Origin of the sequence: uncultured Methylobacterium sp., from assembly GCF_964244095.1 — a bacterium.
GTDB lineage: Bacteria > Pseudomonadota > Alphaproteobacteria > Rhizobiales > Beijerinckiaceae > Methylobacterium.
This window is the reverse complement of the sequence record NZ_CAXTHR010000004.1, coordinates 1-22,999: the sequence shown is the minus strand read 5'-3', so window position 1 is coordinate 22,999 and position 22,999 is coordinate 1. Positions and strand designations below refer to the sequence as shown.

Sequence of the window (22,999 nt, the reverse complement as noted above, 5' to 3'; positions counted from 1 at the left end):
AGGATCGGGCGACCCCACGCTCAGGCCGCGATCAGCGCGCGCCCGTCATGCCCCGTGACGCGGACCGAGACGATCGCCCCCGGCTCGGCCGCGACCCGCACCGGCGTGAAGCCTTCCGTGCGGCCGATGCCACCGCGCTCGGCCAGAACCCGGTGCGTGCGCCCGATCTCCCCGTCGAGGTGGCGCGCGAGCGCCGCGGCGCCCGCCGCGCGCAGGCGTGCAGCGCGCTCCCGCACGATCTCGGGGTGGACCGGCGGCATCCGCGCGGCCGGCGTGCCGGGCCGGGGGGAGTACGGGAAGACGTGCAGATGGGTCAGGCCGCATTCGGCCACAAGGTCGAGGGAGCGGGCGAACCCGTCCTCGGTCTCGGTCGGGAAGCCCGCGATCAGGTCGGCGCCGAACACGGTGCCGGGCCGGAGCCGCCGCACCGCGGCGCAGAAAGCGATCGCGTCGGCGCGGGCATGCCGGCGCTTCATCCGCTTGAGGATCGTATCGTCGCCGGCCTGGAGCGAGAGGTGGAGATGGGGCATCAGCTGCGGCTCCTCCGCCACCGCCCGCATCAGCGCGTCGTCGGCCTCGATCTGGTCGATCGAGGACAGGCGCAGCCGCGCGAGGTCCGGCACCTGCGCCAGGATCGCCCGCACCAGCGTCCCCAGGCTTCGGCAGGGCTCGGAAAGGTCGCGGCCGTAGGCGGTGAGGTCGACGCCGGTGAGCACCACCTCGCGGCCGCCCGCGGCGACGATGCGGGCGACCTGATCGACCACCATAGCCTGCGGCACCGAGCGCGAATTTCCGCGCCCGAACGGGATGACGCAGAACGTGCAGCGGTGGTCGCAGCCGTTCTGGACGGCGACGAAGGCGCGGGTGTGCCCAGGGATTCTCGCGATCGGCGCCGGCTCGATCGCGCGGGCGGCGAAGACGTCGCCGACATCGGCCCGCGGACGCCCCTCCCTCGCACCCCCCTGCCCCGGTCGCCACGTCGCGGGCGCGAGCTTGTCGCCGTTGCCGACGAGGCGCGCGACCTCCGGCATCGCGGCGTAGGCTTGCGTCTCGACCTGCGCGCCGCAGCCGGTGACGACGATCTCGGCGCCGGGCCGCTCGCGGTGGAGGCGGCGGATCGCCTTGCGGGCCTGCCGCCCGGCCTCCGCGGTCACGGCGCAGGTGTTGACGACGACGAGGTCGCGATCCTGCGCCGCCGCCTCGGCATGGCCGCGCATCGCCGCGGATTCGACCGTGTTGAGCCGGCAGCCGAAGGTCAGCGTCTCGACCGGCATCAGGCCGGCCCTTGCGCGGCCGGCCCTTGCGCGACCGGCATTTGCGCGAACAGTCCGGGGGCGAAGTGCCCCTCGGCCACGAGGCAGACCGGGCCGGTCATCAGCACGTGGTCGTCGGCGCGCCATTCCACGGACAGGTCGCCGCCGGGCAGGCTCACGCTCGCCTGCCGGCCGATCATGCGCAGGCGCGAGGCCGCGACCACCGCAGCGCAGGCGGCGGTGCCGCAGGCCAGCGTCAGGCCGGCGCCGCGCTCCCACACCCGGAGCCTGATCGCCTCCCGCGAGAGCACCTGCGCGATGCCGATGTTGGCGCGTTCGGGGAAGATCGGATGATTCTCCAGCATCGGCCCGATCTGCGCGAGGTCGTAGGCGTCCGGGTCGCGGTCGGCGAAGAACACCGCGTGCGGGTTGCCCATGTTGACCACGCCCGGCGAGTGCAGGACCGGCGCGTCGATCGGCCCGATCTGCAGCTCGATCCGGCGGGTGTCGGGGAAGGGATCGCGCAGCGGGATCTCGTCCCAGGCGAGCCGCGGCCGGCCCATGTCGACGGTGAACGAGCGGTCCGCCACGCGCTTCACCTCGACGCGGCCGGCGACCGTCTCCAGCACCAGCCGGCCGTTCTCGACCGGCCGCGCCATCGCCGGGTCGTCGAGCATCGCGTAGGCGACGCAGCGGGTGCCGTTGCCGCAGGCGCCGGATTCCGAGCCATCGGCGTTGTAGATCCGCAGGAAGGCGTCGGTGCCGCGGCTCACGGGATCGTGGAGCACCATCAACTGGTCGAAGGCCGAGCCCGGGTCCGCCGCGACGGCGCGGGCCTCGTCCTTCGCCACGCGCAGGCCGGTGCCGCGCAGGTCCAGCACCACGATTGCGTTGCCCGCGCCGTGCATCTTCAGGAAACGTCGGTGGGCGAGTGCGCTCATGCGGCCTTGGTCGGTGTCGGCTTCGCGGGGATCGGTGCGGAGCAGCGTATATGGCAAGGCGCGCCGCCCGACGCGAGGGCCGCGGCCGGTTCCGGGCCGATCGGACGCGGCCGATCCGCGGCGCCCGTCCTCGTCCCTTTCCCGTCCTCGCCCCTTGCCCGTCCCTTGCCCGTCCCTTGCCCGTCCCTTGCCCGTCCCGGCCCGCGCCGGCGAATGCGGCCTCGCGGGCGGCCGCGTTCGTCACTATCGTCCGGCCTGCGAGGCTCCGGACGATTCGACCCGCCGCGGCCCCGATTCTCGTCTTGCATCCTCGTCGGAGCGCAGCCTTGACCCGCCTTCGCCTCATGCTCTGCGCCGGCCTGTTCGCGACGGCCGTCCTTCCACGCCCCCTGCCGGCCCAAGGGCAGCAGCCCGCGCCGCCGGCCTCGACGGCGCCCTCGCCCGCGGTGACGAACCCGCTGCCGACGACCATCGCGCCGAACCCGCCGGCCGATCCGAACCGATCCGCCGCCCCCGCGCCCGAGCAGGCCCTCGCGCCGCCGGCGGCGAACGCGCCCGCGGGCGCCCCGCCGCCGCAGCGCAAGACGCTGGTGGAGACGCCGGGCGAGGCCGACGACGTCGATCCGGTCACGCTCCCGGCCAAGCCCGCCGCGATCATCGCCGGCAAGGCCAAGTGGGAGGAGGCGGTGCCGAGCCTCAAGGGCGCCTTCGCGCGGATCGAGGCGGACCTCGCCAGGGCCGGTATCGCCGCCGCGGGGCGCCCGCTCGCGGTCTTCGTCCGCACCGACGACGACGGCTTCGCCTACGAGGCGATGGTGCCGGTCGCAGCGATCCCCGAGCCGGCGCCGGCGACCGCCGACGGCGTGCGCTTCGGCGCGACGCCGTCCGGCAAGGCCCTGCGGTTTCCGCACAAGGGCTCCTACGACGACATCGACGGGACCTACGAGACCCTGACCACCTATCTCGACGCCAAGGACATCGTCGTCCAGGACCGCTTCATCGAGGAATACGTCACCGACCTCAGTGACAAGACCGACGACAGGCTCGACGTGAACATCTACGCGCTGATCCGGTAGCCGCGTCCCTGCGGCGGCGGCGGCGGCGGCGGGAACCGGGGACACCCTCGTGGATTCCGCCTGCATGCCCAGCGCCCAACGCGATCCCCACTCCGGTCCTGACGCCCGCGCCACCCGCGCGGCCGCGCAGCCGGAAGGCGCCGGCCCGGAACCTTCGGACACCGCCTGGAAGGCGCTGGAGGTCCACCGCCGGCTCTGCCCGGTCTACGGCTGCCCGATCCCGTATTTCCACAGCCTCGATCCGCTCTCCGAGCTGGTCTCGTCGCTGCTGTCGCACCGCACCCGCAACGCCGATTCCGGCCGGGCCTTCAAGGCGCTACGCGCACGCTTCCCCGATTGGGCGGACCTGCGCGACGCCGACGTCGCCGAGGTGGAGGCGACGATCCGCGGCGTGACCTGGCCGGAACTCAAGGCGCCACGCATCCAGGCGGTGCTCCGGGCGGTGCAGGCGCGCCACGGCAGCCTGTCCCTGGATTTCCTCTCCGACCTTACGGTCGACGCCGCCCGCGCGTGGCTCGAGGCGATCCCCGGCATCGGTCCGAAGACCAGCGCCGCGGTGCTGTCGTTCTCGGTGCTGCGGATGCCGGCGCTGCCGGTGGACAGCCACCACCATCGCGTGGCCCAGCGCCTCGGCCTGATCGGCGCGAAGGTCGATGTCGGCCCGTCGCACCCGATCCTGCGGGCGCAGCTTCCCGCCGGCTGGTCGGCGCAGGCGCTCTACGACAACCACGAGATTCTGATGCTGCACGGCCAGCAGGTCTGCCACCACCGCAGGCCGGCCTGCGGGCGCTGCGTGCTGGTCGACCTCTGCCCGAGCGCGCAAGAGGCCTGCCGCGAGCCGTGAGCCCCGACGCCGCGATCCGCCTTCGCCTTGACCGGTCCCGGCCGCCGGTTCAGTAAGCCGCCTCGCGCGGCACGGTGTGGTCCTGTCCGGCGGCAAACGGCAGGGGTCGCGCAGCGATGGCCGCGTTCAGCGAACTGGTCTTCTCCGGCGTCCAGCCGACGGGAAACCTGCATCTCGGCAACTATCTCGGCGCCATCCGGCGGTTCGTGGAGATGCAGGCGCGCGACGCGCAGTGCCTGTACTGCGTCGTGGATCTCCACGCGATCACCCTGTGGCAGGACCCGGAGGCGCTGAAGGCCCAGATCCGCGAGGTGACGGCCGCGTTCCTGGCCGCCGGCATCGACCCCAGGCGCTCGATCGTGTTCAACCAGAGCCAGGTGCCGCAGCACGCCGAACTCGCCTGGGTGTTCAACTGCGTCGCGCGCCTGGGCTGGCTCAACCGCATGACCCAGTTCAAGGACAAGGCCGGCAAGGACCGCGAGGCCGCCTCGATCGGCCTGTACGACTACCCCGTGCTGATGGCCGCCGACATCCTCGCCTATCGGGCGACGCACGTGCCGGTCGGCGAGGACCAGAAGCAGCACCTCGAACTGACCCGCGACATCGCGCAGAAGTTCAACACCGACTTCGCCGGCTCGATCGTGGCGCACGGCCACGGCGACGGCGAGGGGACCGGGTTTTTTCCCGTCACCGAGCCGCTGATCGGCGGCCCGGCCGCCCGCGTGATGAGCTTGCGCGACGGCACCCGGAAGATGTCGAAATCCGACGCCTCGGACAATGCGCGCATCAACCTCACCGACGATGCCGACGCGATCGCGAGCAAGGTGCGCAGGGCCAAGACCGATTCCGACGCCTTGCCCTCCGAGGTGGCGGGGCTTGCCGGACGGGCGGAGGCCGACAACCTCGTCGGCATCTTCGCGGCGCTCAAGGGGATCACCCGCGACGCGGTGCTCGCGGAGTACGGCGGCGCGCAGTTCTCCGCCTTCAAGGGCGCGCTGGTCGAACTCGCCGTCGAGACGCTGTCGCCGATCGCCGCGCAGATGAAGCGGCTGTCCGCCGATCCCGGCCACATCGACGCGGTGCTGGCCGACGGCTCGGAGCGCGCCGAGGCGATCGCCGCGCCGACGCTGGACGCGGTCAAGGACATCGTCGGCTTCGTCCGGCGCACCCGCCTGAGATCGGTGTGACGGCGGTCCGCGCGCTGGTCTTCGACGTCTTCGGGACGCTGGTCGATTGGCGCGCCGGCGTCGCGCGGGAGGCGGACCGATTGCTCGCCGCCTATGCGAAAGACCTCGACGGCGGCGCCTTCGCCGACGCGTGGCGCGCCCGCTACCAGCCGTCGATGGAAACGGTGCGCTCCGGCGCCCGCCCCTACCGCGACCTCGACGCGCTTCACGCCGAATCGCTGCCCGGCGTGCTGTCGGCGTTCGGCATCGCGGGCGTGCCCGCGCCGGTCCGCGCCGAACTGGTCCAGGCGTGGCACCGGCTCGACGCGTGGCCGGAGGTGCCGGAGGCGCTCGCCCGCCTGGGCGAGGCCCACCTGCTCGCGCCTGTCTCGAACGGGCACGTCCGGCTGATGGTCGACCTCGCCCGGCGCAACGGCCTCCGTTTCGACGCGGTGCTCGGCGCCGGCCATTCCCGCGACTACAAGCCCAAGCCCGCGCTCTACCGCGATGCCGTGGCGGCCCTGGGCTTTTCCGCGTCGGAGACGCTGATGGTCGCCGCCCATTCGCACGACCTCGCGGCCGCGGCGAGCCACGGGCTCGCCACCGCCCACATCGCCCGGCCGCGGGAGAACGGCCCGGCCGGCGGCGAGACCGCGCCGGGCGTGCCGGTGACTTACGCGGCGACCGACCTCGCCGACCTCGCGCGCCAACTCGGCTGCTGACGCGCGAGCGGCCCTGCGCCGCCGCGCAGGTCCGGCATCAGTTCCTGGTCTTGTCCACCAGCGCCTTCTCGGAGATCCACGGCATCATCCCGCGAAGCCTGGCGCCGACCTCCTCGATCGGGTGGGCGGCGAGCTTGGCGCGCGTGGCCTTGAACGAGGTCTGGCCGACCTTGTTCTCCAGCATCCAGTTGCGGGTGAAGATGCCGCCCTGGATGTCGGCGAGCACGCGCTTCATCTCGGCCTTGGTCTCGGGCGTGACGATGCGCGGGCCGGTGACGTACTCGCCGTACTCGGCCGTGTTGGAGATCGAGTAGTTCATGTTGGCGATGCCGCCCTCGTAGATCAGGTCGACGATGAGCTTCACCTCGTGCAGGCACTCGAAATAGGCCATCTCGGGGGCGTAGCCGGCTTCCACCAGCGTCTCGAAGCCGGCCTTGATCAGCTCGACGAGGCCGCCGCAGAGCACCGCCTGCTCGCCGAAGAGATCGGTCTCGCACTCCTCCTTGAAGGTGGTCTCGATGATGCCCGCGCGCCCGCCGCCGTTGGCCGAGGCGTAGGACAGGCCGAGGTCGTGCGCGTTGCCGGACGCGTCCTGCGCGATGGCGATCAGCGTCGGCACGCCGCCGCCGCGCAGGTACTCGGAGCGCACGGTGTGCCCGGGGCCCTTCGGCGCGACCATCAGCACGTCGAGGTCGGCCCGCGGCTCGATCAGGTTGAAGTGCACGTTGAGGCCGTGGGCGAACAGCAGCGCGGCGCCCTGCTTCATGTTGGCGTGCAGCGATTCCTTGTAGATGTCGCCCTGCAGCTCGTCGGGGGTGAGCATCATCACCACGTCGGCCCACTTCGCCGCATCGGCGACCGACATCACGGTGAAGCCCTGGCCCTCGGCCTTCTTCGCGGTGGCCGAGCCCTCGCGCAGGGCGATGGCGATGTCCTTGCACCCGGAATCGCGCAGGTTCAGCGCGTGGGCGTGGCCCTGGCTGCCGTAGCCGACGATGACGACCTTCTTGCCCTTGATCAGGTTCAGGTCGGCGTCGCGATCGTAATAGACGCGCATGGCGGCTTCTTCCTCATGTCGGTTCGTGACGGGCGTGCGATGTCCGAATGCGCCTTGCGCGCTCGCGCGGCGCTCGCGATGGGCGCGCTTCTAGCCGCGGTATCCCCCTGACGGAAGGGGCAATCGCGGCACGGCCGAGGTCTCACGCCGGCAGGTCGAGCCCCTCGCGGGCAAAGACGGCGCGCACGGCCGGGCGCGCGGCCATCGCCCGCGCATGGGCGGTCCAGGCGGGAAAGCGGCCCGCCATGTCGAAGCGGCAGGCCGGGCCGCGGCCCCAGGTCCAGAACGTCAGCAGGTAGGGATCGACCACGCTGTGGCGGCCGGCCACCGCCCAGCCGCCGTGCGCGAGCCGCACCTCGGTCAGGGTGCACAGGTCGCCGAAGGTGTCGGCACCCTTGGCGCGGATGCCGGCAAGCGCCGCCTCGTCGTCGCTGTAACGCTCAGCCCGGCGGATATGGGCGAAGGCCGGGTGGTGGTTGGTCGAGAGCCAGCACAGCCACTCGTCGGCGATGGCCTGGCCCCGCAGGTCCTCCGGCCAGAGCTTCGCGTCCGGATGCGCGCGGGCGACGTGGCGCAGGATCGCCGTGTTCTCGGTGAGCACCCACCCGTCCTCGACCAGCGCCGGCACGCGCCCGCGTTCGTTGATCGCAAGGTATGCCGGCGCGCGCTGGTCGCCGTCGGCGAGGTTCAAGCGGACGGGCTCGTAGGGCGCGCCCGTCTCCTCCAGCGCGATGTGGGCGGCAAGCGAGCAGGCGCCGGGGGCGTAGTAGAGGGTCGTCATGAGGTCACACCGCGGTTCGGCAAGAGGCCGATGAGTGTCGCAAGCCTGCCCCGGACGTCGGCAAGGACGCCGTCCGGGACGAAACCGAGCGATCTGAGGGTGCGCGCATCCCTGTCGATCGAGCGGACCTGATCGACCAAGACCGCACCCTCCGCGGCCAAGCCTGGAGGTAGGAAAACCTTCGTCGGCCAGGGATCACGATTTCGCGTGATCGGGCAGATGATGACGCGACGAGCGAGAAGATGCATGTCGTCCTCGGAGATCACCAACGCCGGGCGACGCCCGTTCTGTTCGGTGCCGCGCACGGGCTCCAGATCGACGAGCAGTAATTCGCCGGGGCGCCTTGGCCGATCAACGAGGGTCGTCATCGTTGATGATCTCGGAGCCGCGATCCGGCCCCCAATCTATAGTCGGAGGCTCGAAAGACGGCCCCAAACGTCGAGCCTCCGCGACCATTTCCGCCATCGTGTAGACGGGCAGCCCGTTCACGTATCGGCGGTCCGACCCGGATGGCGCGGTCTCGGGTTTCGTGCCGGGCGCGTCCTTCGCCGTCACCTCGACGGCCTGCCCCTCGCGCAACCCGAGTGCGCGGACATCCTCCGCCGAGAGCCGGACAGCGAAATCCTCGCCCGATCGCTCCAGTTTCCCTTCCATCGCGACGCTCCTCCCGTGGGCCGGCGCGGACATCATACGCCGGCCTGCGGGAAACGCATCACATCGGGTCCGGCCCGCGCCCCATCGCGGCGATGCCGGTGCGCGAGATCTCGACGAGGCCGAGCACCGTCATCAGGCCGATGAAGCGGTCGATCTCCTCGGTCGCGCCGGTGAGCTCGAACACGAACGAGGTCAGCGTCGCGTCCAGCGTCTTGGCGCCGAAGGCGGCGGCGAGCCTGAGCGCCTCGCCGCGGTGCTCGCCCCGGCCCGCCACCTTCACGAGGCACAGTTCCCGCTCCAGCGCGCTGCCCTGGAGCGTCAGGTCCACCACCCGGTGCACCGGCACGAGCCGGTCGAGCTGCGCCTTGATCTGCTCGAGCACGGCGTCGGTGCCGGTGGTGACGATGGTCAGCCGCGAGAGGTGGCGCGCCTCCTCCGTCTCCGACACCGTCAGGCTCTCGATGTTGTAGCCGCGCCCCGAGAACATCCCGGAGATGCGCGCCAGCACGCCCGGCTCGTTGTCGACGATCACGGCGAGCGTGTGCCGGTTGACGGCCTCGGCCTTGCCGGCATCGGGGTAGTGCGTGTTCATGGCGTTCATCGCATGTCTCCTCGGCGTCCCTCCGCGATCCGGCGTCAGACCAGCATCTTGCCTTCCTCGGAGATCACGTCGCCGAGCTCGACGCCGGTCTCGCCGAGGTAGTCGGAGAGCAGCATCTCGTTGTGCGCCTTGCCCGAGGGGATCATCGGGAAGCAGTTCTCGGTCTTGTCGACGATGCAGTCGAAGATCACCGGCCCGTCATGGGCGAGCATCTCCGCGATCGCGCCGTCGAGGTCGCCCGGCTTCTCGCAGCGCATGCCCTTGGCGCCGTAGGCCTCGGCCAGCTTGACGAAGTCCGGCAGGCTCTCGGAATAGCTCTGCGAGTAGCGCGAGCCGTGCAGCAATTCCTGCCACTGGCGCACCATGCCCATGTATTCGTTGTTGAGGATGAACACCTTGACCGGCAGGCGGTACTGCACCGCGGTGGACAGCTCCTGCATGTTCATCAGGATCGAGGCCTCGCCGGCGATGTCGATGACCAGGCCCTGCGGGTGGGCGAGCTGCGTGCCGATCGCCGCGGGCAGGCCGTAGCCCATCGTGCCGAGGCCGCCGGACGTCATCCAGCGGTTGGGCTCCTCGAACTTGAAGTACTGCGCCGCCCACATCTGGTGCTGGCCGACCTCCGTCGTGATGTAGGTCTCGCGGTTCTTGCACGCCTCGTACAGCCGCTGCACCGCGTGCTGCGGCTTGATGATCGTGCCGGACGGCCAGTAGGCGAGGCACTCGCGCGCCTTCCACGTGCGGATCTTGGCAAACCACCCGTCGAGGTTGGACTTATCCGGCCGCGCCGGCAGCGCGCGCCACGCCTCCAGCATGTCGGCGAGCACGCTCGCGCAGTCGCCGACGATGCCGACATCGACCTTGACCACCTTGTTGATCGAGGAGGCGTCGACGTCGACGTGGATCTTCTTCGAGAACGGCGCGAACGCGTCGAGCCGGCCGGTGATGCGGTCGTCGAAGCGCGCGCCGATGCAGATCATCACGTCGCATTCGTGCATCGCGAGGTTGGCCTCGTAGGTGCCGTGCATGCCCAGCATGCCGAGGAATTTCTCGCTCGATGCGGGGTAGGCGCCCAGGCCCATCAGGGTGGAGGTGACGGGGTAGCCGGTTTCCTCGACGAGCTCGCGCAGGAGCCGCGAAGCCTCGGGGCCGGAATTGATGACGCCGCCGCCGGTGTAGAACACGGGCCGTCGCGCCTGCGCCATCAGTTCGACGGCCGCGCGGATCTTCTCCGCGTCGCCCTTCACCGCGGGACGGTAGGTCTTGTGGCCGTCCACAGACGGACGCTCGTAGAGGCCGCTGGCGAACTGGATGTCCTTGGGCAGGTCGACGACGACGGGGCCCGGCCGGCCGTGGCTCGCGACGTAGAACGCCTCGTGCAGGATGCGCGGCAGGTCGTCGATCGATTTGACGAGGTAGTTGTGCTTGGTGCAGTGGCGCGTGATGCCGACCGTGTCGCATTCCTGGAACGCGTCGGTGCCGATCAGGTGCGTCGGCACCTGGCCCGTGATGCACACGAGCGGGATCGAATCGAGCAGCGCGTCGGTGAGCCCGGTGACGATGTTGGTCGCGCCCGGCCCCGAGGTGACGAGCACGCAGCCGACCTTGCCCGACGAGCGCGCGTAGCCCTCGGCCGCGTGGACCGCGCCCTGCTCGTGGCGCACCAGCACGTGCCTCACCGCCTCCTGGTGGTAGAGCGCATCGTAGATCGGCAGCACCGCGCCGCCCGGATACCCGAACAGCGTGTCGACACCCTGATCCCGGAACGCCCGGATGACCATCTCGGCCCCGGTCATGACCTCGCCGCCCATCGTCCTGCTCCTGCTTGCTCTTGCGTGTCGTCTCGATGTCGCCGATCGGGCGCGGGCAACAAAAAAGGGCCCCGTGAGGGACCCCGCATGCGCCACCGCCCGGATCGCGGCCCTTGGTTCAGGGCCGCCCGGTCGGTGACGCTTCCGCTACGATGAGGATCGCGCGCATCGAACCCGCTTTCACGAACCGCGGCCGCCCGAACGGCGCTCCGCGCTAAAACTGTCGCGTCTCATACCGAAGGCGGCCGGGTCGGTCAACGGGGTCGGATGCGCGTCCCAGGGCCCGCGTCCGCGATTGCCCCGCTCCCGCGCCCGGCCTATCACCTTGCGACGAACCCCTGCCCGGACGGGTTGCGAGACACGGATCGCCGGTGGCCCAACCCGAGACGGCCTCGCCCACCTACCTGCTCCTCGACGTGGCGGGCACGCCCTGCGCCGTGCCGAGCGCGGCCGTCGGCGAGGTGCTGCCGCTGCCGGAGCTGTTCCGGCCGCCGGCCGGGGCCACGTGGCTCGCGGGCTTCCTCAACCTTGGCGGAAAACCCGTGCCGGTGATCGACCTCGCCCGCCTGCTCGGCCTGCGCGCCGGCGGGCACGCGCCCGGCCCCTACGCCCACCTCGTCCTCGCCCCGGGCGCGGACGGGGCGTGGCTCGTCGATCGCGTGACCGACCTCGTCGCGGTGGAGGCCGAGGCGATCTGTCCCGTGGCGGAGGCGGGCAGCCTCAACGGCTGCGTCGCCGCCGAGATCCGGCGCGGCGACCGGCTGGTGCACGCCCTCGACCCGGCCCGCATCCTCACCGCCGAGGAGCGCGCCCGCGTCGCCGACCTGACCCGCGCGGCCCAGGCGCGGCTCGCCGCGCTCGCCCCCGCCTGACCGGCCGGGGCGTACGAGCCGTGCGGCCGCCGATCGGCCCGAGCCCTCACGTCGATCCGGGCTACGCCGCGCTCAAGGCGCGGATCATCGCGCGGACCGGCCACCAGTACTATGCCGACAAGGACGACCTGCTGCTCGACCGCCTGCGGCGGCGGTTCAAGGCCTGCGGCGTAGAGGATTCGACGGCCTACGACGCGCGGCTGGACGGCGAGCCCGGCGAGTGGGCGGCGTTGGAGGCCGAGATCACCATCGGCGAGACGTTCTTCTTCCGCTACGCCGAGCAGTTCGCCGCACTCCGCGAGACCATCCTGCCCGGCCTGATCGCCGCCCGCGGGCCCGAGCGCAGCCTCCGGGTCTGGAGCGCCGGCTGCTCGACCGGAGCCGAGCCCTACTCGGTGGCGATCCTGCTGCACCGGCTGCTCGGGCCGGCGCTGCCCGACTGGCGGATCGCGATCGTCGGCACCGACATCAGCATCGCCGCGCTCGCCACCGCGCAGGCCGCCGAGTACGGCCGCTGGGCGTTGCGGACGCTGCCCCCGGAGGAACGCCTGCGCTACTTCCACCGCATACCCGCGCGTCCCGGCGCGGCGCGCGAGGGCGGATACGCCCTGCGGCCCGAGTTCCGCCGCATGGCGCGCTTCGAGCGGCAGAACCTGATGAGCCTGCTCGACGGCACGGCGCCGGAGGGCGACGCGTTCGACCTCATCCTGTGCCGCAACGTGCTGATCTATTTCGGTGCCGAGACCGTCGCCGGGATCGTGCGCGCGCTCGGCCGGCGCCTGCGGCCGGGCGGCTGGCTGCTGATCGGCCACGCCGAGCCTCACCCGGCCTTCGCCGGCTGGCTCGACGCAGTCAGCCTGCCCGGCACGGTCGCCTATCGCCGCCCGGTCGGGCCCGTCGCGGATGCCGACGCCGCCCACCTCCCCACGGACCGCACGGAGCCCGTCGCGCCCGTCCCGCGCCGCGCGGCGTCCGTCGTCGAACCGCCCGCCGCCGCGGTGCCGGGCGCGGCCGGGGACGTCGTGGCGGCGATCCGCACCCTCGCGGATGCGGGCGAGACCGGCGCGGCTTGGCGGCTCGTGCGGACGGCGCTGGCCGCGCGGCCGACCGATGCCCCGTTGCGGCTCTACGAGGGCCTGCTCGCGCAGGGGTTCGGGCGCGAGGCCGAGGCCGAACGGGCGTTCCGCGGCGCGCTCTACCTCGACCGCGGCTTCGTCATGGCGCATTACCATCTCGGCCTGCTGCTCGGCGGCCTCGGCCGTAAGGCCGAGGCCCGGCGCGCGCTGAACAACGCGGTCGCCCTGAGCCGGGCCCTGCCAGCGGATGCGGCGTTGCCGGAGGGCGACGGCCTTCGTGCCGGCGAGATCTCGCTGAACGCGGCTTTCGTCCGCGACGGCCTGGAAACGGAGACGGCGTGAACGCGGCGGATCGGGAGACGGGGCTGGATGCCGACCGGGCCGCGCGCGAGGCGGCGCGGGCGGCCGCGCTCCGTGCGAGCCGCACCGAGGCCCTCGCCCGCCGCGAGAAAGCCGGGCGCGCGGCCGTGCCGACCCGGGCCCACCTTGTCTGCGCCTGCGGCTCCGAGCGCTTCGGACTGCCGCTGGCCGGCGTCGCCCACGTCCTTCCGATGCGGCCCTGCACCCCGGTGCCTGGGGCGGTGCCCGCTGTCCTCGGCCTCGTCGCCCTGTCCGGCCGCATCGTCGGCGTCATCGGCCTCGCCCGCGCCCTCGGGCGCCCCGGTGCCGGCGCTGCCGCGGACGGGCACCTCGTGGTGCTTCGCGCCGCCGCGACGCCGCTCGCGCTCGCCGTCGACCGTGTGCTGGGCGTCGCGCATCTCGCTGAGCAGCCCGAGGGCACGGCGCGCGGATTCGGCGGCGAGGCGGTTTCGCGCTATGCCCCGGCCGAATCCGGCCCCACGGGCCTCGGCGACTTCGTCGTCATCGACCTGCCGCGCCTGTTGCGGCGCACCCTGCCATAGAAGCGGGGCCGCGGGGCATGGCTCCGCCGGCCGCCTCACCGGAGCGTCAGCCGCCGTGTCGATCGCCATCGGAACACCGATCCTCCCGAAACCGATCTTCCCGAAACCGATCCTGCCGCCCGTCGGCACCGTCCGCGCTCCGGGGGGGCGCTGAGCATGGCGGGCACGTTCCGCCTCAGCCGCTCGCTCGGCGGCGCCATCGGTGCCATCGCGCTGGTGTCGGTGCTCAGCAGCGGCGCGGTCCTGGCCACGCTCACCCAACTGCACGATGCGACGGAAGCCAGCATCCGCTCGAGCCAGGTGATCAAGGCCCTCGACGGCTTCCACGGCGCGATGCTCGACCAGGAGACCGGGCTGCGCGGCTATCTGCTCACCGGGCGCGAGAGCAGCCTCGATCCCTACCGCGCCGGCGGGGCCGCCCTCGACCGGAGCATCGCCCGGCTGCACGCGTTCGTCGCCGAAGACCCCGAGACGTCGCGGTATCTCGCCGACGCGGAGCGCTCCGCCCGCACCTGGCAGGCCGACATCGCCGAGGCCGCGATCCGCGGCATGGCGGATCCGGCGACCCGTCCCGAGGCGCTCAAGATCGAGGCACAGGGATCGGGCAAGCAGCTCTTCGACAGCTTCCGCGCCAAGCTCGCCGCGATCGAGACCGTGCAGGAGCGCATCCGGGTGATGCAGAACGAGCGCCTCATGCGGGCCGAGCGCAACGCGAGCCTCGCTCTGTGGGGCGGCGCCGTGATCACGCTCCTGATCTGCGCAGGGATCGGCGTCGCCATCAACCGCCTGATCGTGCGGCCCCTCGGGAGCGTGATGGCCTTCGCTGAGCGCGTCGGCGAAGGCGACCTGTCGGGCAAGCTCGAGGCGCGGGGCGGCGACGAGATCAGCCGCCTCGGCCGGGCGCTCAACGGCATGGTCGCGGGGCTCGCCGACCTCGCCCGCACCAACCGCGCCGCCACCGCCGATCTGAACGCCGCCGCTGCCGAGATCCGCGCCTCGGCCCAGGAGCAGGCGGCCTCCGTCGAGGAGCAGTTCGCCGCCGTGCAGGAGACCGCGGCCACCGTCGACGAGATCACGCATTCGGGCGCGCAGATCTCGAAGCGCGCCGGCGAGGTCATCGCCACGGCGCAGGCGACGGCGCAGACCTCGCGCCAGGGCCTGCGGGCGGTGGCCGACACCGCCAAGGCCATGGACGCGATCCGCGACCAGGCCGAGGCGGTGGCCGGCAACATCGTGACGCTCTCTGAGAAGACCCAGACGATCGGCGACATCATCGAGACGGTCAACGACATCTCGGAGCGCACGCACCTCCTCGCGCTCAACGCCGCGATCGAGGCCGCGGCGGCCGGGGAGAGTGGGCGGAGCTTCGCGGTCGTCGCCTCCGAGATGAAGCTGCTCGCCGACCAGGCCAAGGGCGCGACGATCCAGGTGCGCGGCATCCTCTCGGAGATCCAGCGCGGCATCAACACCTCGGTGATGCTGACCGAGGAGGCGGTCAAGCGCGCGACCGCGGGCAAGTCGCGCTCCGACACCACCCAGCGGACGATCGAGGAGATCACCGCCCGGGTCGAGGAGAACGTCCAGACCTTCCAGCAGATCGTCGCCTCGAACAACCAGCAGCAGCTCGGCATCGAGCAGGTGATGGGCGCGCTCCAGAACATCCGCCAGGCGAGCCAGCAGACGGCCGCCGGCACCCGCGAGGTCGAGGGCGCCTCGGCCAACCTGACCGAGCTGGCGGCCGCGCTGATGGCGCTCGCCGAGCGGTACCGGCATTGACCGGTCGCCGCGGGCCGTGACCGACATCCGCCAGCTCCTGCTCGCGGCCTTCGCTGTCGAGCACCGCGAGCACATCGACGCGATCCGGGCGGCGCTGGGCGCGGCCAGCGCCGGCCGCGCGCCCGACTGGAACGACATCTTCCGCCGCGCGCACAGCCTGAAGGGCGCGGCCCGCGCCGTCGACCTGCCGCCCGTCGAGGCGGTGGCGCACCGGCTGGAGAGCCTGTTCGAGCAGGTCTCGGCAGGCGCGCACCTTGACCGGGACGCGGCCAACGCGACGCACCTGGCGCTCGACCGGATCGAGGCGTTCGTCGCCGCGATGAACGCCGGGTCCGGCACCGCGATGCCGGCGGACGCGATCGCGGCCCTCGACCGCTGCCTCGCCCGCGGCCCGGCGCCCGCCGCCGGGGCCGCCGCGCCTGCGGGCGCCCCGCCACCGCCACCGTCCGACCCGCAGGGGCCGGCCGAGCCGCCGACACCGTCCCCCTTCCCGCCGGCCTCGCCGCCGCCCGCCGCCGAGCCCGTCCCCGAGGCCGGCCCGTCGCTGCTGCGCGTCCCGGCCGAGGCGGTCGAGGCGCTGACGCGGGCGGGCCACGAACTGGTGAGCACGCTCGGGGCCGAGGCCGCCGTCTCCGACGGGCTCGCGCGCCTCGCCCGGCTGTCGGGCGACCTGCACCGCCGGGCCGAGGCCCTGCACGGGCGCGGGGCGGTCTCCGGCCTCGCCCGCGCCCTGCGGACGGGCGAGGCGATGGCCGATGGCGTCGCCGAGGCCCTGGAGGCCGTCCGCACGGAACTGCGCGGCTTCGAGGCGGGGCTTGCCGGGCTGGCGCGCGAGGCCGCCGACCTGTCGCGGCGGCAGGCCGCCGCCGCCGCCGCCGTCGAGGGCGCCGCCGCCCGCGTCGGGCTGCGGACCGAGCGCCTCGCCCTGGTGCCGGCCGAGAGCGTGTTCGGCGGCTTCGCCCGGTTCCTGCGCGACGCCGCCCGCGAGCAGGAGCGCGAGATCGACCTTTCCGTCTTCGGCCTCGACCTCCCCGTCGACCGCGGCATGCTCCAGGGCCTCAAGGACCCGGTGCTGCATGGCCTGCGCAACGCCCTCAGCCACGGCGCGCAGAGCCCGGAGGCCCGGCGGCGCGCGGGCAAGCCCGGGGCGCTCGCGATCCGCTTCGCGGTCGCGATCCGGGGCGGGCGCCTCGTGGTCTCGGTCGAGGACGACGGCCCCGGCCCCGACCTGTCCGCGATCGAGGCCACCGCCCGCCGCCGCGGGCTGCTCCGGCCGGACGAGCCCGCCGATCCGCAGACGCTGCTCGAGCTGGTGTTCGAGCCGGGCTTCTCCACCGCCGGCGCCGTCGACGCCCTCTCGGGGCGCGGCTTCGGCCTCTCGGTGGTGGCCGACGCCGCCCGCGCGCTCCAGGGCACCGCGCGGCTGGAGCCCCGCACGCCGTGGGGGAGCGCCCTGACGATCTCCGTCCCGCTCTCGGCCGCCCGGCGCGCGATGCTGCTGGTCGAGGCGGACGGCGCGACCTACGCGCTCCCCGGCGCCGCGGTGGAGCGGCTGATCCGCATCGACCGGGCCGGCCTGGCCCAGGCGATGGGCCGCCCGGTCCTGCGGATCGCGGGCACAGGCAGCGCACCGGAGAGCGTGCCCGTCGTCGGCCTGAGCGAGATCCTCGGCGGCGCGGGCGGTTCCGGCGCGCGCCTCACGGCGGTGCTGCTGCGGGCCGGGACGCGCCGGTTCGCCCTCGCCGTCGATGCCCTGCACGACGTGCGCACCCTCCTCGTGCTGCCGGCGCCCCCCGTCGGCGCCGCTCCCGGACTGGTCTCCGGCACGGTGATCCTGCCCGGCGACGTCCCCGCCCTCGTCCTCGACCCGGACGGTCTCGCCCTCCGGGCCGCGGAAGCGGGTGCGGCGATGCCCGCGCAAGCAGCGGCGGGTCGGGGCGGAACGATGACGGAGGCGCCACGTTCGCAACACCGCAGGACGATCCTCGTCGTCGATGATTCCATCACCACCCGAACCCTGGAGAAGGGCATCTTGGAAGCCGCCGGCTACCGCGTGGTCGTCTGCGTCGACGGGCAGGACGCCCTCGACCGCCTGTGCGCCGAGATCGAGCCCGTGGACCTCGTCCTCGCCGACGTCGAGATGCCGCGGCTCGACGGGTTCGGCCTGCTCCAGGCGATCCGCGCCGAGACGCGGTTTTCGCGCATGCCGGTGGTGCTGATGACCTCGCGCGGCGATGCCGCCGACGTCGCCCGCGGGCTCGACCTCGGCGCCGACGCCTACCTGACGAAGCAGAAGTTCGACCAGCGCCAGCTCCTCGACACCGTCGGGCAGTTGCTGTGAGCCCACCCGTGCGCGTGATGCTCGTCGAGGACAGCCTGGTGGTGCGCGCGCTGCTGCGCCACATCGTCTCTCGCGATGCCCGCCTCGAATGCGTCGCCGCCGTCGCCTCGGGCGAGGAGGCGCTGGCGGCGATCGACGCGGTGCGGCCCGACGTGATCTCGATGGACATCCGCCTGCCCGGCATCGACGGGCTGGAGACGACGCGCCGCATCATGGCCGAGCGTCCGACGCCGATCGTGGTGATCGCCGACGCGATCGAGGATTCCTCGCTGCGCATCTCGATGAACGCACTGCGCGCCGGCGCGCTCTCGGTCGTCGAGAAGCCCGTGGCGACGACGAACGCCGGCTACGATGCCGTCGCCGGCGAGATCTGCACGCAACTGCGGATCATGGCGCAGGTGCCGGTGATCCGCCGCCGTCCGATCGGCGCCGAATGGACGGGCCGCCCCGCGAACGCGATGCCGACCCCCACCCCGGCGGCATCGCAGCAGCCGAGCGTGCTGGCGCTCGCCGCCTCGACCGGCGGCCCTCCGGCGCTGGCGCGGGTGCTCGGTGCCCTTCCCGAGACGTTTCCCCTGCCGGTGCTGGTGGTGCAGCACATGGGCCCGGCCTTCATGGAGGGGTTCGCGAACTGGCTCGACGGGGTCGTGCCGATGCCGGTGGCGCTCGCCCGCGACGGCGGGCGGGCCGAGCCCGGCCGCGTCTACGTCGCGCCGGGCGACCGCCACCTCGAACTCGGACCGGGCCGGACCCTGCGCATCCTCGACAGCCCGCCGGTCGCCGGCCAGCGCCCGGCGGCGACGGTGCTGTTCCGCTCGCTCGCCCGGCAGGCGGGCGCCTCCGGCATCGGCGTGCTGCTCACCGGGATGGGCGAGGACGGGGCGTGCGGCCTCCTCGACATGCACGCCGCCGGCGCCCAAACGGTGGCCGAGCACGAGAGCACCGCGGTGGTCTACGGCATGCCGGCGGCGGCCGTGCGCCTGCGGGCCGCCCGCCTCGTGCTACCGCTCGACCGCATCGCCGCCCACCTCCTGCGCCTCGTCCTGCCGGACCGGCCGGCATGAGCGCGCCCGCGCCCGAACCGGCCCGCATCCTCCTCGTCGAGGATTCGGAGACGCAGGCGCTGGAACTGCGCCTGCTTCTGGAGGGCCACGGCTTCCGGGTCGAGCGTTGCGCGACGGCGGAAGCGGCGCTCGACCACCTCAACCACGGCCTGCCCGACCTCGTCGTCGCCGACCACCACCTGCCCGGCATGAACGGCGACGAACTGACCCGGCAGCTTCGGCTGTCGCTGCGCACCCGCGCCCTGCCGCTGCTGATGCTCACCGGCGCCCGCGACGGTGAGCGCCAGGGGCTGGAGAGCGGCGCCGACGCCTACGTCGCCAAGTCCGGCGACCGCGACCTCCTGGTCCTGCGCATCCGCGCCCTGCTGCGCGAGCGCGCGGGCAGCGCCGGCGGCAGCGCGACACCCTCGGCGGCGGCCTTCCGGCGGGGCCGCGTGCTCGTCATCGACGGCAGCGCCACCTACCGCACCTTCCTCGCCGGCCTGCTGGGCCAGGAGGGCCACGCCGTCACCGCGGCCGCCTCTCCCGCCGAGGCGCTCGCCGCCCTCGACGCGGAGGCCGAGGCGGGCGCGGCCTTCGACTGCATCACCGTCGACCTCCTCGGGCCGGCCTATGATGGCCTGTCGCTGTGCCGGGCGATCGACCGGCGCCGCGGCGTGCGGGTGGCCGGTGCCGGCTTCCACCTCGTCGGGATCGCCGGCAGCAGCCCGGCCAAGGACTTCCTCGTCCGGGCCTTCGCGGCCGGCGCCGACGACGTGGTCTCGAAATCGGAAGCCGAGGTCCTGGCGCTTCGGGTGCGCGGCCTGGTCCGTCGCCGCTTCCTGGAGGAGGACGACCGCCGCATCGCCGGTGAATTCGGCGCGCGCCAGCAGGCGGTGGAGCACGCCCGCGCCGAGGCCGAGGCGGCCGAAGCCCGCGCGCGCCTCGCCGACGCCCTGGAGCGGGCCAACGTCGACCTCGCGCTCGCCAACCGCAAGCTCACCGACGCGCAGGCCAAGCTGGTCCAGGCCGCCAAGATGGCCTCCCTCGGCGAGCTGGTCGCCGGCATCGCGCACGAGATCAACAATCCGCTGGCGTTCATCCTCGCCCACCAGGGCACCGTCGAGCGGTTGCTCGGCGACCTCCCGATGCCGGAGGCCGACCCTGCCGCGGGTAAGGCGCTGGGCAAGGTCCGCGACCGCGTCGGCGCGATGCGCCTGGGCCTCACGCGCATCCAGGACCTCGTCCTGAACCTGCGCAAATTTTCGCGCCTCGACGAGGGCGAGCGCGCGCTCGTCAACGTGCCCGACGCGATCGAGACGGTGCTGGCGCTGATCCAGCACAAGCTCGGCGGACGGATCGGCGTGGAGCGCGCCTTCGCCGGCCGGCCCGAGATCCACTGCACGCCGGCCCTCCTGAATCAGGTGGTGATGAACATCCTCGGCAACGCCGCCGACGCGATGGCCGCGGGCGGCACCATCCGCGTCGCCACCGAGACGACGCCGGACACCGACCTGATCCGGATCAGCGACACCGGACCCGGCATCCCGGAAGACCTGCGCGAGAAGATCTTCGAGCCGTTCTTCACGACCAAGCCCGTCGGCGCCGGCACCGGCCTCGGTCTGGCGATTGCCTACAGCGTGGTTCAGGCGCATAGCGGCTCGCTCACCGTGGAGACGGCGCCGGGAGGCGGGGCCTGCTTCGTGATCGGGATTCCGCGGCGGACGGCGAGCGTATGACCAGAGGCACGATCCTGGCCGTCGATGACGAGCCCGACATCCTGATCGCCCTCGAGGACCTGTTCGAGGACACCTACCGCATCGTCACGGCGACGAAGCCCGCCGACGCCCTCGCGATCCTGCGGGCCGACCCCGACATCGCGGTCGTGCTCTCGGACCAGCGCATGCCCGGCATGACCGGCGATGCCCTGCTCGCCGAGGTGCGGGGCTTCCACGACGCCCAGGCGATCCTGCTGACGGGCTATGCCGACATCACTGCGGTGATCGGCGCGCTGAACCGCGGCGGCATCATCGGCTACGTGACGAAGCCGTGGGACGCCGACCTGCTGCTCGGCACGGTGCGCAACGCCTTCGAGCGCCATGCGCTGGGGCGGGAACTCGCCACCGAGCGGGCGCTGCTGCGCGGCCTCCTCGACCATTCCGCGGACGCGATCTCGTTCAAGGACACGGAGGGGCGGTTCCTGCGCCTCAATGCCCGCAAGGCGGCGCTCCTGGGGCAGGACGTCGCCGCCTGCCTCGGACGGCGGGAGGCCGACCTGCTTGGCGCCCGCGCCGCCGAGAGCGCCGAGGCCGACGCCGCCGCGATCCGCTCCGGCGAGACCGGCGAGACGGTCTCCGCGGAAGGTCCGGTCGGCGCCCAGCGATGGAGCCACGTCGTCCGCGTGCCGATCCGTGGCGTGTCCGGCAGGACCGCGCATCTCGCCACGATCGAGCGCGACGTCACCGAGCAGAAGAGCCTGGAGGCGCGGCTGCGCCAGTCGGACAAGATGCAGGCGCTCGGGACGCTCGCCGGCGGCATCGCCCACGACTTCAACAACCTGCTCACCGCGATCCTCGGCAGCCTCGAACTCGCAACCCCGAAGATCCAGGATCAGCCCCGCGTCCAGCGGCTGATCGAGAACGCCCGGGGCGCGGCCGAGCGCGGCGCCTCGCTGACCAAGCGCCTCCTCAGCTTCAGCCGGGCCAACGACCTGCGCGCGCGGCCGACCGACGTGAACGCCCTCGTCGAGGGCATGAACGCGCTGCTCGGGCGCAGCCTCGGCGGCCTCGTCACGGTCGAGACCCGACTCGATCCGGCGCTGCCCCCCGCCCAGGTCGATCCGGACCAGCTCGAACTCGCGATCCTCAACCTCTGCATCAACGCCCGCGACGCCATGCCGGAGGGCGGCGCGATCACGATCGAGACGGCGTCCCTGACGATCGACGACGACCCGGATCTCGCCCCCGGCACCTATGTCGGCGTTTCGGTGATCGATGCGGGCGAAGGCATCCTACCCGAGATCCTGGCGCGGGTGTGTGAGCCGTTCTTCACCACGAAGCCCGTCGGCCAGGGCACCGGGCTGGGCCTCGCGATGGTGTTCGGCCTCGCGCAGCAATCGCAGGGGCGCCTGCGGATCGACAGCCGCGTCGGGCACGGCACCCGCGTCGACCTCGCCCTTCCGGTGGCTACCTCCGCCGCCGAGGCGGAGGACGCCGCCACCGGCCCCGCCCCGACGGCCGCACGCCCGGCCAGCATCCTCGTGGTCGACGACGACGCCGAGGTCCGCCACGTCACGGCCTCGTTCCTCAACGGCTTCGGCTACAGCGAGACCGAGGCCGAGGACGGCGCCACCGCGCTCGCCCTGCTGGAGCATCGCCGGTTCGACCTCGTCGTCGCCGACCTCGCCATGCCCGGAATGACCGGCGTCGAACTCGCTGCCGAGGTTCGCAGCCGCTGGTCCGAGGTGCCCGTGCTGATCCTCACCGGCCACGCCGAGGCGGTCCAGATCCCGCACGGCCTGCCGGTGCTGACGAAGCCGTTCCAGTCGGCCGAACTCGCCCGCAGGGTCTCCTCGCTGCTCCAGGATGCCACCGCCGGCTGACACGCCGCCGGACGTGAGGGTCGAAGCGTTACCCGTGGAACGAAAAAGGCGGCTCGTGTGCGAGCCGCCTTTTTCGTTTCGTGCCCTGCGTGGGTCGGGCGATGGGCCGGCGGCGCTCAGGCCGCTTCGCTCGCGCCGACCACGGGGCCCGAATCCTTGCCGCGGGCATCGACGTCGCGATCGACGAACTCGATCACGGCGAGCGGCGCGTTGTCGCCCTTGCGGAAGCCCGCCTTCATGATGCGGCAATAGCCGCCGGGGCGCGCGACGTAGCGCGGTCCCAGCACCGTGAAGAGCTTTTTCACCATGTCGTCGTCGCGGATCTGCGACATCGCGAGGCGCCGGGTGTGGACGCTGTCGATGCGGCCGAGCGAGATCAGCTTCTCGACGACGGGCCGCAGGTCCTTGGCCTTCGGCAGCGTGGTGATGATCTGCTCGTGCTTGATCAGCGCGGCGGACATGTTGGCGAACATCGCCTTGCG

Annotated in this window: 21 protein-coding genes; 12 read left to right on the top strand and 9 right to left on the bottom strand. The window is 72.9% G+C overall.

All coding sequences use genetic code 11. From position 1 onward, the window contains the following. Positions 1 to 20 precede the first annotated feature (20 nt). On the bottom strand, positions 21 to 1,274 hold the full coding sequence (gene mtaB / locus ACFE86_RS01355; protein WP_375453530.1) for a tRNA (N(6)-L-threonylcarbamoyladenosine(37)-C(2))-methylthiotransferase MtaB: 1,254 nt from the start codon (positions 1,272 to 1,274) through the stop codon (positions 21 to 23). After that, positions 1,274 to 2,194, bottom strand: coding sequence for a diaminopimelate epimerase (dapF, locus tag ACFE86_RS01350; protein ID WP_375453529.1), 921 nt, complete (start codon positions 2,192 to 2,194; stop codon positions 1,274 to 1,276). The genes mtaB and dapF overlap by 1 nt, the downstream gene beginning before the upstream one ends. 326 nt (positions 2,195 to 2,520) lie before the next feature. Here dapF and ACFE86_RS01345 point away from each other — a divergent pair, with 326 nt between their 5' ends. From ACFE86_RS01345 to ACFE86_RS01330, 4 genes are all read left to right on the top strand, one after another. Further along, positions 2,521 to 3,270, top strand: a complete 750-nt coding sequence (locus ACFE86_RS01345) for a GyrI-like domain-containing protein (RefSeq protein ID WP_375453528.1) — start codon at positions 2,521 to 2,523, stop codon at positions 3,268 to 3,270. Between the two features lie 64 nt (positions 3,271 to 3,334). Then, positions 3,335 to 4,114 (top strand): endonuclease III domain-containing protein, encoded by a 780-nt coding sequence (nth, locus tag ACFE86_RS01340; RefSeq protein ID WP_375453527.1) that lies wholly within the window; start codon positions 3,335 to 3,337, stop codon positions 4,112 to 4,114. A 116-nt stretch (positions 4,115 to 4,230) separates the two neighbouring features. Beyond that, positions 4,231 to 5,301 (top strand): tryptophan--tRNA ligase, encoded by a 1,071-nt coding sequence (gene trpS, locus ACFE86_RS01335; RefSeq protein ID WP_375453526.1) that lies wholly within the window; start codon positions 4,231 to 4,233, stop codon positions 5,299 to 5,301. Next, the gene (locus ACFE86_RS01330) at positions 5,298 to 6,002 is read left to right on the top strand and encodes a haloacid dehalogenase type II (protein WP_375453525.1); all 705 of its coding nucleotides are present in this window, start codon (positions 5,298 to 5,300) and stop codon (positions 6,000 to 6,002) included. The genes trpS and ACFE86_RS01330 overlap by 4 nt, the downstream gene beginning before the upstream one ends. Positions 6,003 to 6,039: 37 nt before the next feature. On the opposite strand, the gene ilvC is transcribed toward ACFE86_RS01330, so the two are convergent. The 6 genes from ilvC to ACFE86_RS01300 all read right to left on the bottom strand — a co-directional run bounded on the left by ilvC (position 6,040) and on the right by ACFE86_RS01300 (position 10,906). Continuing rightward, entirely contained in the window at positions 6,040 to 7,059 is a 1,020-nt protein-coding gene (gene ilvC / locus ACFE86_RS01325; protein ID WP_375453524.1) for a ketol-acid reductoisomerase, read from the bottom strand. A 142-nt stretch (positions 7,060 to 7,201) separates the two neighbouring features. Then, the gene (locus ACFE86_RS01320; RefSeq protein WP_375453523.1) at positions 7,202 to 7,840 is read right to left on the bottom strand and encodes a glutathione S-transferase family protein; all 639 of its coding nucleotides are present in this window, start codon (positions 7,838 to 7,840) and stop codon (positions 7,202 to 7,204) included. Next, positions 7,837 to 8,208: a type II toxin-antitoxin system PemK/MazF family toxin gene (locus ACFE86_RS01315; protein WP_375453522.1), complete on the bottom strand. Its 372-nt coding sequence runs from the start codon at positions 8,206 to 8,208 to the stop codon at positions 7,837 to 7,839. The genes ACFE86_RS01320 and ACFE86_RS01315 overlap by 4 nt, the downstream gene beginning before the upstream one ends. Next, positions 8,192 to 8,494 carry a MazF family transcriptional regulator gene (locus ACFE86_RS01310; protein ID WP_375453521.1) on the bottom strand — a complete coding sequence of 101 codons (303 nt, stop codon included), beginning with the start codon at positions 8,492 to 8,494 and terminating at the stop codon, positions 8,192 to 8,194. The genes ACFE86_RS01315 and ACFE86_RS01310 overlap by 17 nt, the downstream gene beginning before the upstream one ends. A 58-nt stretch (positions 8,495 to 8,552) precedes the next feature. Beyond that, positions 8,553 to 9,095 (bottom strand): acetolactate synthase small subunit, encoded by a 543-nt coding sequence (gene ilvN / locus ACFE86_RS01305; protein WP_375453520.1) that lies wholly within the window; start codon positions 9,093 to 9,095, stop codon positions 8,553 to 8,555. Between the two features lie 35 nt (positions 9,096 to 9,130). Continuing rightward, a complete protein-coding gene (locus ACFE86_RS01300; protein WP_375453519.1) occupies positions 9,131 to 10,906 on the bottom strand; it encodes an acetolactate synthase 3 large subunit in 1,776 nt (591 codons plus the stop codon). Positions 10,907 to 11,277: 371 nt separating this feature from the next. Between ACFE86_RS01300 and ACFE86_RS01295 the strand changes: the two genes are divergently transcribed. The 8 genes from ACFE86_RS01295 (at position 11,278) to ACFE86_RS01260 (ending at position 22,517) form a co-directional block, all read left to right on the top strand. Further along, positions 11,278 to 11,778 (top strand): chemotaxis protein CheW, encoded by a 501-nt coding sequence (locus tag ACFE86_RS01295; protein ID WP_375453518.1) that lies wholly within the window; start codon positions 11,278 to 11,280, stop codon positions 11,776 to 11,778. A gap of 20 nt (positions 11,779 to 11,798) precedes the next feature. Beyond that, entirely contained in the window at positions 11,799 to 13,196 is a 1,398-nt protein-coding gene (locus ACFE86_RS01290) for a CheR family methyltransferase (protein ID WP_375453517.1), read from the top strand. Further along, entirely contained in the window at positions 13,193 to 13,756 is a 564-nt protein-coding gene (locus ACFE86_RS01285) for a chemotaxis protein CheW (protein ID WP_375453516.1), read from the top strand. Before ACFE86_RS01290 ends, ACFE86_RS01285 begins: the two co-directional genes overlap by 4 nt. 156 nt (positions 13,757 to 13,912) lie before the next feature. Next, complete coding sequence (locus tag ACFE86_RS01280; protein ID WP_375453515.1) at positions 13,913 to 15,532, top strand: methyl-accepting chemotaxis protein; 1,620 nt, start codon at positions 13,913 to 13,915, stop codon at positions 15,530 to 15,532. Positions 15,533 to 15,548: 16 nt separating this feature from the next. After that, positions 15,549 to 17,873: a response regulator gene (locus tag ACFE86_RS01275; protein ID WP_375453514.1), complete on the top strand. Its 2,325-nt coding sequence runs from the start codon at positions 15,549 to 15,551 to the stop codon at positions 17,871 to 17,873. Between the two features lie 17 nt (positions 17,874 to 17,890). Next, on the top strand, positions 17,891 to 18,937 hold the full coding sequence (gene cheB / locus ACFE86_RS01270) for a chemotaxis-specific protein-glutamate methyltransferase CheB (RefSeq protein ID WP_375453580.1): 1,047 nt from the start codon (positions 17,891 to 17,893) through the stop codon (positions 18,935 to 18,937). Then, positions 18,934 to 20,655, top strand: a complete 1,722-nt coding sequence (locus tag ACFE86_RS01265; RefSeq protein ID WP_375453513.1) for a response regulator — start codon at positions 18,934 to 18,936, stop codon at positions 20,653 to 20,655. Before cheB ends, ACFE86_RS01265 begins: the two co-directional genes overlap by 4 nt. Then, the gene (locus tag ACFE86_RS01260) at positions 20,652 to 22,517 is read left to right on the top strand and encodes a response regulator (RefSeq protein WP_375453512.1); all 1,866 of its coding nucleotides are present in this window, start codon (positions 20,652 to 20,654) and stop codon (positions 22,515 to 22,517) included. Before ACFE86_RS01265 ends, ACFE86_RS01260 begins: the two co-directional genes overlap by 4 nt. 116 nt (positions 22,518 to 22,633) lie before the next feature. Here the strand turns inward: ACFE86_RS01260 and rplQ are convergent. Then, the coding region (rplQ, locus tag ACFE86_RS01255; RefSeq protein ID WP_375453511.1) for a 50S ribosomal protein L17 at positions 22,634 to 22,999 on the bottom strand (366 nt) is incomplete at its 5' end.